This is a genomic window from Luteimonas sp. MC1828 (genome assembly GCF_016461615.1).
Classification (GTDB): Bacteria; Pseudomonadota; Gammaproteobacteria; order Xanthomonadales; family Xanthomonadaceae; genus Luteimonas.
On sequence record NZ_JAEMNY010000001.1, the window covers coordinates 1072648 to 1086259 of the forward strand.

Genomic DNA, 13612 nt, shown 5'->3' on the forward strand with positions numbered 1-13612 from the left:
GTCAACCTACCTTGAGGAACTTGCCGGGGGCATCGGGATTGGGCACGAACCAGGCAGGGCGACCGTCGGGGTCGCGACCGAGGCGCGCGCCGGGCACCGCCGGACGCGCCGGATCCATCACCGTATGCGTGGTGGCGACGCGACGCGGCAGGAACCCGGACTCCTGCAGTTCGGTGATCGACCCCGTGAACGCCTGGATGATCTTCCCGAAATCGGCCTCGCTGTGCGCCGTGGTCAGGAAGCACGGGAAGTTGTCGAGGATGTGCACGCCGCGACTGCGCATCATCGCGAACAGCAGGTCCTGCAGCGGGTGGTCCTCGAGGAAGAAGGTCTTCCACACCGAGGCGAAGTGGCGAACCTCGACCGGCGCGCCGACCTCGGCGCAGAAGGCGTTGAGCTCCTCCACCATCGCAGTGGCCCGGGTGTTCAGGCGCTCCTGCATCTGGCCGCCCTGCGCCTTGACGTGCTCGAGCACCGCCTTGGCCGCAGCGAGCGCCAGCGGGTGGCGGACAAAGGTGCCGGCGAAGTAGGTCACGCCCACCGTCGGCACCGAGTCGTCGCCGAACTGCCATTGGCCGCCGTCCAGCGCGTCCATGTACTCGCGCTTTCCGGCGATCACGCCGATCGGGTAACCGCCGCCGACGACCTTGCCGTAGGTGCCGAGGTCGGCCTGGATGCCGAACAGGCCCTGCGCGCCGGCAGGATGCGCGCGGAAGCCGGTCACGACCTCGTCGAACACCAGGAGCGCGCCGGCCTCGCGGGTGACCTCGCGCAGCTCCTTCAGGAACTCGACCGGGCGGAAGTCCGGACGCCGGCTCTGCACCGGCTCCACCAGCACCGCGGCGATCTCGTGCGCGCGCTCGCGGATGACCTGCATCGCCTCGGGCGTGCCGTAGTCGAGCACCAGTACGTGCTCGGCGGTGTTGCGCAGGATGCCCGGCGCCGCCGGCACCGCGCGCAGCTTGCGCGTGCCACGCACGATCATCTCGTCGACGATGCCGTGGTAGGCGCCAGTGAACAGCACGACGGTCTCGCGCCCGGTCACCGTGCGCGCGATGCGCAGCGCGCCCAGGACCGCCTCGGAACCGGTGTTGCACAGCGCCGCGCGGTCGTGGCCGGTGACTTCGCACACCAGCCGGGTGACGTCGCCGGCCAGCGGATGCTGCGGGCCGATCTCGTAGCCGAGATCCAGCTGCCTGCGCACCGCGTCGAGCACGAAGTCCGGCTGCCAGCCGAACAGGCTCATGCCGAAGCCGTTGAGCGCGTCGACGTACTCGTTGCCGTCGAGGTCCCACAGGTGCGAGCCCTTGGAGCGCTCGACCACGATCTGGTAGGTCATTTCCTTGAGCAGCGGCTTGAAGCCGTTGACCACCCGCGGGTCGGCCATGTGGGCCCGGTTGGCCTGGGTGTAGTCCTTCGACTTGCGGGTGCGCGCGACGTAGCGCTCGATGAAGGCGTCGAGCTTGCGGCGCTGGTGCAGGCCCAGTTCGCCGGATGCGGACCTGTCGATCCGGGCGATGGCGCCGAAGGCCTTCCTGACGTCATAGGTGGTATGGGCGAGCGCCGCTTCCTCGTCGTCCACCGCCTGCGGCGCGGCATCACTCGCCGGCTGCACCGACGGAGCAGCGGCGGCAGCGGTAGCGGGCGCCGGTGCCGTGGCCGTCTGGGCGCCGGCGCTCGACAGCAGTGCGAGCTGCTGCGCCATCAACTGCATCTGCTGGTCGATGACCTGTCGCACGTAGTCGCCGCCCGCCGGAGGCTGCGCCGACAGCGCCATCGCCGGCGCAACCATCGGCGCGGCCGGCGCGGCAGCGGCCGCCGGCTGCGGCGCGGGCGCCGCCTCCGGCGGGAGCTCCTCGTCCAGACGGGCGGCGAGCCGGTCGAGCGAGGAGCATTCGCCCATCAGCTGGCGGAAGCCGATCCTGCAGGTGAACGCCTTCTGCAGCTGCAGCGCGACCTGGGTCAGCATCAGGCTGTCGAGTCCGAGTTCGATGAAGTTGGCGCCCGTGTCGGCGTCGTCAAGGTCGAATCCCGCGACATCCTCGAACAGGTCCTTGAGTTTGGCGATGAGGCGCGGTTTGCGATCCATGGCGGCGACCGGTTGTGCTTGCGTGGAAGGAGAAGGCGGTGGCTGGAGCGGCTGCGGCGCGACCGCCGCGGGCACGGGGGGTGCCGCGACGGTGGGAACCGCCGCAACCGCATCGACCCAATGCCGCTTGCGTTCGAAGGGATAGGTGGGCAGCCGCACGCGGCGGCGCGAGACGCGGTTGTCGAAGACCGACGGCCCGATCGCCACGCCCTGGCACCAGAGCTGGCCGCCGGCAAGCCGCAGCAGCGCGATCTCGCGATCCGGCGCATCGGCCAGCGTCGCGACCGCGCCCACCTGCTGCTTCTGCGCCTGCGGATGCTGGCGGGCGAGCGTGCACAGCGTCGTGCGCGGGCCGACCTCCAGCAGCGTGCGCGCGGAGCCGTCGAGCACGTTGCCGAGCGCAGTGGCGAAACGCACCGGCTCGCGCAGGTGTCGTGCCCAGTAATCGGGGGAAACCGCGCGCTCGGCATCGAGCGGATCGCCGCTGACCGTGGAGATGATCGGCAGGCGCGGCGCGTTGCGCGCAACCGCCTCGACCTGGGCGCGGAACGGCGCGACCACCGGATCCATCATTGCCGAATGGAAGGCATGCGAGGTCCGCAGCATGCGGCAGGCGATGCCCTCGCCCTCCAGCTGCGCCTGGAACGCCGCGACGGCGTCCAGCGGCCCGGCGACCACGCAGCTGCCCGGCGAATTCTCCGCCGCCATCGACAATCCCGGGGGCAGGCGCTGTTCGATGGCCTCGAACCCGGCGCGCACCGACAGCATCGCGCCGGCAGGTTGCGCCTGCATCAGCTGGCCGCGGCGCGCGACCAGGCGCATCGCGTCGGGCAGCGCGAACACGCCGGCCAGGGTCGCGGCGACGAACTCGCCGACGCTGTGGCCGATCATCGCCACCGGCTGCACGCCGAGATGCATCCACAGTCTCGCCAGCGCGTACTCGATCGCGAACGTCGCCGGCTGCATCACCGCTGTCGGCAGCAGCGCATCGGCATCGTCGCCGAATACGGCCTCGCGCAGCGCCTGCCCGCCCATGCCGCCGACGCCGCCGGCGTCCAGCGCGTCCATGCAGTCGTCGAAGGCCTGGCGGAACACCGGCTCGGTCGCATGCAGTTCGCGCCCCATGCCGGCGTAGACGGCGCCCTGCCCGGGGAACAGGAACACCACATCGCTGTCGCGCGCCGGCCTGCCGCGCGCTGCGGTCGTCGCGGCTTCGCTCCCGCGCAGCTGCGCGGCCGCGTCCGCCGGATCGGCGGCCACCAGCGCCAGGCGATGGGCGAACGCGGTGCGGCCCACGGCCAGCGTCCACGCCGCGTCGGCCAGGTTGATGCCCGGCGTCGCGGCGAGATGCTCGCCCAGGCGCGTGGCGGCCTGCGCCAACGCGGCCGGCGTGCGTGCCGAAAGCACCAGCAGCTGCGGCCCCTGCGCCGGTTCCGAAGCCTCGCGCGCGGGCGCCTGCTCCATCACAACGTGTGCGTTGGTGCCGCCGACGCCAAACGAGCTCACGCCCGCGCGGCGCGGCGCGGCGCCGTCCGGCCACGGAGTCATCCCGCTGTTCACCACGAACGGGGAGCCGGCGAAGTCGATCGCCGGGTTCGGCGCCTCGAAATGCAGGCTGGCGGGAATGCAGCGCTGCTGCAGCGACAACGCGGTCTTGATCACGCCGGCCGCGCCCGCCGCGATCACCAGGTGGCCCACGTTGCTCTTGACCGAGCCGATGCGGCAGAAACCGACGTCGTCGGTACCGCGGCGGAAGGCCCTGGTCAGCCCTTCGATCTCGATCGGGTCGCCGAGCGGCGTGGCGGTGCCGTGCGTTTCCACGTAGCCGATGCTGCGCGGGTCCACGCGCGCGTCGTCGTGCGCCATCGCGACCAGCGCCGCCTGCCCCGCGCTGCTGGGCGCGGTGAAGCTGGCCTTGTCGCTGCCGTCGTTGTTGACCGCGCCGCCGCGGATCAGCGCGACGACCTCATCCCCGTCCACGAGCGCGTCGGACAGCCGCTTGAGCAGCACCACCGCCGCGCCGTCGCTGAACACCGTGCCCTTGGCGCCGGCATCGAAGGTGCGCGTGCGGCCGTCCGGCGACAGCATCGAACCTTCCTGGTAGAGATAGCCGCTGTTGGGCGGGCAGGTCACCGACGCACCGCCGGCCAGGGCCATGTCGCAGCGGCCGGCGCGCAGGCTGTCGACGGCCTGGCAGATCGCCACCAGCGAGGTCGAGCAGCCCGTATGCACGCTGATCGCCGGCCCGGTCAGGTTGAGCTTGTGGGCCACGCGCGTGGCGATGTAGTCCTTCTCGTTGCCCAGCATCACCTGGAACGCACCGACCTTGTCGATCAGGTCCGGATGCCGCGTCACGTGGCGCTGGAAATAGGTCGCGTTGTACATGCCGGCGAAGATGCCGACCGGGCCGCGCGATTCGCCCGGCGCGTGCCCGCCGCGCTCCAGGCACTCCCAGCACAGCTCGAGGAAGATGCGCTGCTGCGGATCCATCAGCTCGGCCTCGCGCGGGCCGATGCCGAAGAAGGCGGCGTCGAACTTTTCGACGTCGTCGATCACCCCGCGCGCCGGGACGTAGTCCGGGTTGGCACGCTCGGCCGCGGGCACGGCCGGGTCGAGGGTATCGGCGTCGAAGTGCGTGATCGTGTCGCGCCCTTCGCACAGGTTCTGCCAGAACGCCTCGACGTCGGCGGCGCCCGGGAAGCGCCCCGCCATCGCGACGATCGCAATCGGCTCATCAGCCGCGTCGCCGCCGTGTTCGCGGCGGCCGCGGGCGACGCGGGTCGCGTCGATGGCGCCGTCGCCGTGCCCGCCGCGCAAGGCCGCGGCCAGCGTCGCAGGGGTCGGGTTGGCGAAGATCGCGGTGACCGCGAGTGGGCCTGCGTGCCCGGATGCGTGGCGGATGCGTTCGGCCAGTTTCGTCGCCAGCAGCGAACTTCCGCCCAGTTCGAAGAAATTGTCGTGGCGGCCGACACGGTCGATGTCCAGCAGTTCCGCGCAGGCTTCAGAAACGGTCCGCTCCAGCGCATCGACAGCCGGCTCGAACGCCACCGCCAGCTCCGGACGCGCGCGATCGGGTACCGGCAGCGCACGGCGGTCGAGCTTGCCGTTGCCGGTGACCGGCATCGCGTCGAGGCGCATGTAGCGCGCAGGCAGCATGAACTCCGGCAGTGCCGCGGCCAGGAACGCCCGCAGCCCCGGCGCAGACGGCACCGCACCCTGCGCCACGTAGTAGGCGACCAGCCGCTTCTCCCCGGGATGATCGGCGCGCGCGAGTACCGCGCACGACGCCACGTTGGCGTGCCGCGCCAGCGCGGCCTCGATCTCGCCAAGCTCGATGCGGTAGCCGCGGATCTTGACCTGCTGATCGCCGCGGCCGACGAATTCGATGGTGCCATCGCCGAGGTAGCGCACGCGGTCGCCGGTGCGGTACAGCCGCTCGCCTTCGGCCGCGAACGGATCGGGCACAAACCGCTCCACTGTCAGTTCGGGCCGGCCGAGATAGCCGCGCGCAACGCCCTCGCCGCCCACGTACAGCTCGCCGATCACGCCCACCGGCACCGGCTCGCGGCGCGCGTTGAGGATGTACACACGCGTGTCCGCGATCGGCCGGCCGATCGGGATCGAGGTGGCGTCGTCCGGCAGCCGGTCGGGGACCGGATGGGTACAGGTGAAGGTGGTGCACTCGGTCGGGCCGTAGCCGTTGTGCAGGGCCACCCCCGGCGCGGCCTCGCGCATGCGCCGGACGTGGTCGACCGACAGCGCTTCGCCACCGGTGAGCAGCGTGCGCAGGCCGGACAGCTGCCGCGGATCCTCGTCGACCACCGCGTTGAACAGCGCCGCGGTCAGCCACGCCGTGGTGACGCCGTGGCGGTCGAAGGTCGCCGCAAGCCCGGCGCCCGTGGGCAGCGCTTCGTCGTGGACCACGACGCAACCGCCGTTGAGCAGCGCGCCCCACAGCTCCAGCGTCGAGGCATCGAAACCGAGCGGCGCGGCATGCAGCATCCGCGTGTCGGGGCCGAGCTCGATGAAGCCGCCGTCGCAGACCAGGCGCAGGATCGAGCGGTGGCGGATCTCCACGCCCTTGGGCGTTCCGGTCGAACCCGACGTGTACATCACATAGGCCAGTGCGTCGCCGTCGACACCAGCATCGTCGCCGGCAACTGCCGGGCCGTCGGACGCGGGCACGTCGTCGACCACCACGCGCGGGGTCGAATGCCCGGGCAGCGTCCCGCGGTGCGCGGCATCGACCAGCAGCACGCGGGCCGCGGCGTCCTCGAGCATGAAGGCCAGCCGACCCTGGGGCTGGGCGGCGTCCAGCGGCAGATAGGCCGCACCGGCCTTCAGCGTAGCCAGCACCGCGACCACGGCCCGCACCGAGCGCTCCATGGCGATGCCGACCACGTCGCCGGGTGCCACGCCCGCCGCCCGCAAGCGAGCGGCAAGGGACGCGGCATGGCGGTCAAGCTCGGCATAGCTGAGCGATCCGGCCTTATCGACCGCCGCGGGCGCGCCCGGGCTGCGGTTGCACACCGCGGCAAAGCGGTCATGCACCGTGTCGCGCAGCGAACGCGGACGCGCGGTGTCGTTCCATTCCAGCAGCTGCCTCCTGCGCTGCGCGGGATCGAGGATGTCGATGTCGGCGGTCGAACCCTCTCGCCCAGCCAGCAGCGCGGCCAGCACGCGCGACACGGCCTCGGCCACCAGCCGCACCGCCTGTTCGCACAGCGGCGCGCGGAACGTGGCCACGAGCTTCGGCGCATCGCCGTCCAGCGCGACGCTCCACAGCGACAGCGCCGCATCGTCCGCAACGACGCGCGCAGCCGCGTCGGCCAGCACCGCCCACGCCACCGGCGCGGGCGCGTCATTCGCGAAAAGCGCGCCGGCCTGACGCAACAGGTCCGCGACCTGTCCCTCGCCGGGAGTCGCGAGCGTCGACTGGCGGACGCCACCGTCGACGACGAGGGTGGCGACCACTGCATCGAGGCCGGTCAGGCGGGACTCCGCGATCGCCAGCGCGGCGCAGAGCAGCGCGTCCCGGTCGCCGTCGGCGAGCGCATCGTTCCAGGCATGTGCAAGCGCCGGCGCGAAGACGAATTCCGCGCGAACCGCGCCGCCACCGGCAACCGCCTGCGGCAGCACGTCCAGCAGCTCCATGCCGTCGCACGGCGCGGGTGCCGACCGACTCACGAGTTCGGTACCTCGGCGAACCGGGGTGGCGCGGACCGCCTGGCCAGCAGCGAGAGCATGCCGTGGACCGCCGTGTCGAACACGGAATCGTGCGCGACCGCGGGCGGCGTGATCCTGGCGCGGCGGATCAGCGCATGCGCCTTGTGCAGCCGCGCATCGCGGCGCGTGGCATCGGTGTAGTAGGTGAAACTCGCGGTGATCGAAGGCTCATCCCCGTTCTCGACCATGTGCGGACTGGTCGACGGCATGTACGCGCCCTGCCCAGGTTCCAGGTCAAAGATGCGCGCGCGCTCGCGGAACTCGTCGCGCCAGCGCAGCAGGTAGCGCTCATGGCTGAGGTGGAACAGGTCGCGCGCGTGCTCGCTGGCGACGACCTGGTCGCGGTGGTCCCAGACATAGATGCGCTTCTTCCCGTGGATCTGCAGGATGAAGTTGTGTTCCTTGTCGAAGTGGAACGGCGTGACCGTGTTGGGCGAAGTGACGAAGATCCAGCCGGCGCGGTGGCACATGCCGGGGTCGCGCCGCTCGACCTGCGGCCGGGCACCTTCCAGCACCTCGTCGACGAGCTCGCGGTAGACCGGGTCGGTCTGCACGTTGAGCAGGGAGGTCCAGGCCTTGGCGTCGCGGATCGCGCGCAGGGTTTCCGCCGCGGACTTCGGGTTGGGGAACAGTTCCTGGGCCGAGTTGAACGGCGTCCCGGCCTTGGCATTGTTGGTATGGCTGCGGATGCTGCCGCGCGCCTCCAGCCGCTCGCCCAGCGTCACCAGCGCATCGGGCTGCAGCAGCGGATGCGTGGACAGGCGGTGGCTGACGGCCATGATCCGCCATGGATCGAACGCCGCGTCGTCGAAGTCGATCCACGGCCCTGCGCCGCGCGCCTGCTCACCGGATATCCCCACGGTTTCTCTCTTGACGGCGTTCATGCTTCCCCGCTGCCCATTCACTGACGGAGTAGAAAACGCGTAGCGCATCGCGACGCGGCCAGTGGCCCGCGGCGTTCAGGACCGGGGCGACAGCCAGGCGCTGGCGATCCCGCCCGGCAGGCCGGCGACCGCCGCGAGGCAGCGGTCGCCGTCGTCGAACACCCGCAGCATCGCCGCACCGGCGATCCCGCCGGGCAAAGCGAGCATCCTGCCGACGGGTGCCCGGAATGCGTCCATCCCGACCGCCATCCCGATCCCCGCGGCCTTGAGCAACGCTTCCTTGCGCACCCACAGCGACAGCAGCGCGCGCGCGCGGGCGGGTTCCGGCAGCCCCGCCAGCGCGTCGAGTTCATCCGGGTGGCACACGCGCGCCGCGATCTCCGGCATGTCCGCGGCACGGTCCGCCGGCTCGATGTCGACTCCCACCGGGCCGCTGCCCGCCACCGCCAGCGCGATCAATCCATCGGCATGGCTGAGGCTGGTGCGGATGCTCTCGCCGTGCAGCGTGGGGCAGCCCAGCCCGTCACGGCCCAGCGGCACCTCGCCGGGCGGGCATCCCAGCACCTGCGACAGCAGCAGGCGATGGCAGGCGTAGGCGAGCGCGGTGGTTTCGCGGTCGTGCTCGCGCCGCTTTCGCTGCACGCGCCCGCGTTCCTCGGCCGATAGCAGCGCCATGGCTTCCGGCACCCGGGCCGGCCACGCGTCGGTGGCGACGAACGCGACCAGGATGCCGCGCCGCGCCGCAAGCGGCCATGCCGGCGACGGCATCGCATCGATAAACGCGGCTTGCAGGTCCATCGTCGGTCGTCGGGTGGCGCCTGGAGGGTGCACGATAGCCCGGCGAGCGCGGTCGTGGCATTCCGGGCACGTCGGCGGGCGCCGGTGGATCCATGTCCCCGCCGGTCCGCGGATGCCGTTGAACCGTTCAGACCATGACGGACGGATTCCCCGGAAAACGCATGTCCTCCCCGCCGAACACGATCCGTACCCTGCTCGGCCGTGGCGGCCTGTACTTGATGGAATTGCCCGCCCTGCGCCCGATTTCCGAACGCATGCGCCGCAACCTCTTCAGGCGCCCATACCGCGTGGAGAATGATTACTACGGCGTCTACCCCACGTTCGCCGCCGCGCAGGAAGCCGCGAATGCGCTGTCAACGGCGTCGATACCCGCGTCCTACGACACCGAGGCGGCGGGGCGCCTGTACCGCGGCCACATGCGCCGCATCCGCGCAAGCGACTATCCGCTGGTGTTCTGGCTGGGACGCCTGCTCGCCGACGGCCGGCGCCGTGTTTTCGATCTCGGCGGGCACATCGGCGTGAGCTACTACGGATTCAGCGACTACCTGGACTATCCGTCCGATCTCACGTGGACGATCCACGACGTGCCCGCGGTGATGGCGGCCGGACGCAAGTGGGCGGCCGGGCACGATGCCCGGCGCCAGCTGTCCTTCACCGACGACCCCGCTGGCGCCGACGGACAAGACGTCCTGGTCAGCACCGGGGCGCTGCAATACCTGGAGTACACGCTACCGGAACTCCTGCAGCGCCTGCGCGCGAAACCGCCGCACGTCCTCGTGAACCTGACCCCGATGCATCCGAGCCGCAGCTTCTTCACGCTGCAGAACCTGTCCATCGCGATCTGCCCCTACAGGGTGATGTCGGTCGTCGAATTCACCGAGGGCATGCAGGCGCTGGGCTACCGCGTCGTCGACCACTGGCAATCGCCCGAACGCCACCTGCGCGTGCCGTTCGAACCCGGCTGCACGGTAGACAGCTACCACGGCTTCCACTTCGAACTGCAGGCCTGAGCACGGGAAGAACGGCGAATCGCTACGCCGGCTTTTCGAACTCGCGACCCCAGGTTCCTATTGGCCAGATCGCACACCCGCCGGAACTTACGTCGAGAACCTCGGAGGCCACAACCGGGGTCATCTTGCGGGACTAGATTGTCTTTTCGAGCTGAGCCATGAGGTCGCTCGGAGCGCAAGCACCTGGGCCTCGGCCTCATCGAATCCCAGGTCGGCAAAGACATTCCCACTGGATGTCGTGATCTTGTTCTCGTACCTGGCACTCTTACAGGCGGCTCTGCCACAAGTCAGCACGAAAACGGCCAGTTACTAGACGCACCAGGCCCAGACTGGCCGCGCGCTGATGCCTTCCGCGACCTCGGGTGCTCCCGAAATGAACCCCTTGTTGGCTAGCTACAGGAACTTCACTCCGTGGCTGGCGCAGCAGCAGCCCTATTGTTCAGCGAACATGCACGAAGGTCGGATTACGGCTTCTTGTAAGCTCTCAGCCCCTGTCACTATCGCAACCGGTCAAGTCGCTCTGGGACATCGCACCACGGAAGTAGCAAGTTGCAAGTTGCAAGTAGTTGTTAGAATCAGCCTCTAGTCTGACGGGAACCAGGGCGAGCACGTCCAGATGCCTAAGAACGACAAGAGCAACTTCGCGTTCCTCGCCGACCAGGATCCGGTTCTGCACCAGATCGGGACGGCCGCCGAGTTAGCTTTTCACGCCGACTCAAATGTCACACTCGTCAAGCTCCGCCAACTGGCGGAACACTTGACGCGAAACGCTGCGGCACAGCTTGGTTTCACCCCTGATGCGGAAGCAAACTTCTTCAACTTGATTGCCTCTCTCAAGTCACGAATCGACATCGACGAGAAGGTAATACGACTTCTGCACCACCTCCGCAAAAGCGGAAACGAAGCAGTACATGAGTATAAGCATGACCAGGCCGAGGCTGGGAGAGCGCTACGCTCCGCGCGCGAGGTCTGCATCTGGTACTACCGCACATTCCGCAGCCCCGAGGCAAACTTCAGACCTGGCCCATTCGTCCAGCCACGTGACTGGAAGCAAGAAGAACTGGATCAGCGAGCGGCAATCGCCTACCTCGAGACTCAACTTGAGTTGGAGCGAAGGGACTCAGAGAAGAACGAAGAACTCGTCCGGAGCCTAAAGGAGCAGGAAGATCGTCTGCGCGCGCTCGTCAATGACCGCACATTGGACGCCGAGGCCTCGTTCTCCTTGGCCGAGGAGCAGGAAAAGAAGCTGCAGTCGCTTGTGGAAGAGTACGAACAACGTCTAGCCGAGATCGCGCCTCGGACGCAATGGGACGCCGATGTTGCGGCGACCATTTCGGACCGATCCAGGCAGGCAGGCGAGTACGTCCAGGCAGAATGGGCGCCGGAGATACGACTGCGAGATGCGTTCGATGGCCACCAGCTCACCGCCAACCAAGAGACTCTTGTTCTTGAGCTTGAAGCGTTTCTCTCGGCGAAAGACGAACACGTCTTCATCCTGTCCGGCCATGCCGGCACCGGCAAGACATTCATCACCAAAGGACTATCAGAGTTCCTCGCCGCCGCAGGTCGCAGTTGCGTCCTGACCGCTCCGACCGGCAAGGCCGCACGTGTCATCACGCAGAAGTCTGGGCGGCTTGCCACCACGATCCACAAGAAAATCTACTCCATGGACGACATCAGGGAGTACAAAGTGGACGAGCTGGACGGGTCCGAGACATTCAAACTGTACGCAGAGCTTGAAGTCAACGATGACGCCGACAACACGGTCTATGTCGTTGATGAAGCCTCAATGGTCTCCGATGTGTATTCCGAGGGCGAGTTCTTTCGCTTCGGATCGGGTCGACTCCTCAATGACCTGATGAAGTACGTCAATCTTGATCACAATGACCACACCAAGAAGATCATATTCATCGGAGACGCCGCTCAGCTTTCACCGGTAGGAATGAACTTCTCTCCTGCGCTCGATCAGCGGTACCTCACTAAAACATTCGGCGTCGCCACTGCCCGTCGATTCGAGCTGTCACAAGTCGTGCGGCAAGAGGCTGACAGCGGCATACTTTCGTCCGCCAACACACTGCGGGAATCACTCTCGAAAGGGATCTTTAACAAGCTGTCCCTGTCCACCGATGCTCCCGACGTGCAGACATGTCAAGACGCTGTCGAACTTGTTTCGGGCTACCTGACCGCCAGCGGAAACAAGGTCGCAGACTTGGCGATGATCATTGCCAGTTCGAACGCCGACGTAGCGTCGTTCAATGAGCAGGTGCGCCGTCAGCTTTTTCCTGGCAAAGAAGACGTCACCACGGGCGACAAGCTCGTCGTGGCCATGAACTGCATCGTGGACGGAATCAACCTAAACAACGGCGATCTTGTATACGTCACGCACGTTGCGAGTACCCCTGAGTCCCGGTCGGTCACACTCAGAAGCAAGAACATATCCACGAAGAAGGTGGAAGAATCGGAAGTCACCCTGCAGTTCAGAGACGTGCAGTTTGGCTTCCGCATCCCCAGCGGCGAAGTTATCCGTGCCAACGTCAAGATAGTCGAGAGCCTGCTCTACAGCAGCCATCCGAACTTGAGCTCCGATGAAACGAAGGCCCTGTACATCGACTTCAAACGCCGTAACCCTCATCTCGCCAAGAGCGGAAAGGCCTTGCGCGATGCGCTTCGAGGAGATTCATATTTCAACGCCTTGCGAGTCAAGTTCGGATATGCGTTGACTTGCCACAAGGCCCAGGGAAGCGAGTGGACGGACGTCTTCGTCCTATGCAAGACCTTCATGGAACCCCGCACCGAAGGGTATTTCCGCTGGCTGTACACGGCCATTACCCGCGCCAGCAGCCGCGTCCACGTCCTCAACCCGCCCGATTTCAATCCATGGGCGAACGTGCGCGATGCCCGTAACCCTGGCGGGCCCCGGACCCCATCCTCGCCCCCGGATTCCGGCCCTGTCGCACCGGGGACAGACGAATCCTCTCCCCCGAGCGCAACGGCAACTGAGACTGTGACCGCTCTTCCAGATGAGGCAGGCGCGAGCGCTGCCACCGCGAGTACGGGCGACCCCGTTCTGGATGGAATCTACAACGCAGTATCGACCAGAGTTGCAGGCATGCCGGGGGTGACGATCGACACGATTGATCACCATGCTTGGCAGGAGGCCTACTACATCTCCGACGGAACGCGCTTTACCAGAATCAACATCTCGTACAACGCCAAGGGCATCGTCGGGAGCATCATGCCTGTTCCGAGGGACGAGTTCGGCTCAGAGATCGCCGACCAGCTCTCAGGAATCAAAGGCCTCCCGTTCGCTAATCAAAATCCATCCAACATGCAGGGATCGCGGTTTACACGCGATGTCTTCAACGACTTCTTCCCTGTCTTCTCGGTGGCAGCAGCCTCAAACGGCCTCCAGATTATCAGCGTCAGCGAGGAGTCATGGAACCTGCGTGTTGTCTTGGCCAGCGCCACTGCAAGAGGTGAATTGGCGATCTACTGCGACGGCAAAGGAAACGTCAGCAAGCACTCCTGGATCGGTCGTCCGCCGCAGGATCCCTCCCTGCAACAGGGCCTCAAAGCAACCCTGGCCAACCTCTAACCCCTCAAGG

General features: G+C 67.6%; 5 protein-coding genes. 2 read left to right on the forward strand and 3 right to left on the reverse strand.

Annotated features, from left to right (window positions below):
- Position 1 precedes the first annotated feature (1 nt).
- The 3 genes from JHB91_RS05010 to JHB91_RS05020 form a co-directional block, all read right to left on the reverse strand.
- A complete protein-coding gene (locus JHB91_RS05010) occupies positions 2–7276 on the reverse strand; it encodes an amino acid adenylation domain-containing protein (protein ID WP_343225056.1) in 7275 nt (2424 codons plus the stop codon).
- The gene (locus JHB91_RS05015; protein ID WP_199375428.1) at positions 7273–8199 is read right to left on the reverse strand and encodes a cupin domain-containing protein; all 927 of its coding nucleotides are present in this window, start codon (positions 8197–8199) and stop codon (positions 7273–7275) included. The genes JHB91_RS05010 and JHB91_RS05015 overlap by 4 nt, the downstream gene beginning before the upstream one ends.
- A gap of 75 nt (positions 8200–8274) precedes the next feature.
- Positions 8275–8997, reverse strand: a complete 723-nt coding sequence (locus tag JHB91_RS05020; RefSeq protein WP_199471900.1) for a 4'-phosphopantetheinyl transferase superfamily protein — start codon at positions 8995–8997, stop codon at positions 8275–8277.
- Positions 8998–9158: 161 nt separating this feature from the next.
- Here JHB91_RS05020 and JHB91_RS05025 point away from each other — a divergent pair, with 161 nt between their 5' ends.
- Positions 9159–10007, forward strand: coding sequence for a TIGR04325 family methyltransferase (locus JHB91_RS05025; protein ID WP_199471902.1), 849 nt, complete (start codon positions 9159–9161; stop codon positions 10005–10007).
- A 616-nt stretch (positions 10008–10623) separates the two neighbouring features.
- On the forward strand, positions 10624–13602 hold the full coding sequence (locus JHB91_RS05030) for an AAA family ATPase (RefSeq protein WP_199471903.1): 2979 nt from the start codon (positions 10624–10626) through the stop codon (positions 13600–13602).
- Positions 13603–13612 lie beyond the last annotated feature (10 nt).

Bases quoted from the DNA above. Each gene is read 5' to 3' on its own strand.
- JHB91_RS05015 (WP_199375428.1), bottom strand. From the start codon at position 8,199: ATGAACGCCGTCAAGAGAGAAACCGTGGGGATATCCGGTGAGCAGGCG.
- JHB91_RS05020 (WP_199471900.1), bottom strand. From the start codon at position 8,997: ATGGACCTGCAAGCCGCGTTTATCGATGCGATGCCGTCGCCGGCATGG.
- JHB91_RS05025 (WP_199471902.1), top strand. From the start codon at position 9,159: ATGTCCTCCCCGCCGAACACGATCCGTACCCTGCTCGGCCGTGGCGGC.
- JHB91_RS05030 (WP_199471903.1), top strand. From the start codon at position 10,624: ATGCCTAAGAACGACAAGAGCAACTTCGCGTTCCTCGCCGACCAGGAT.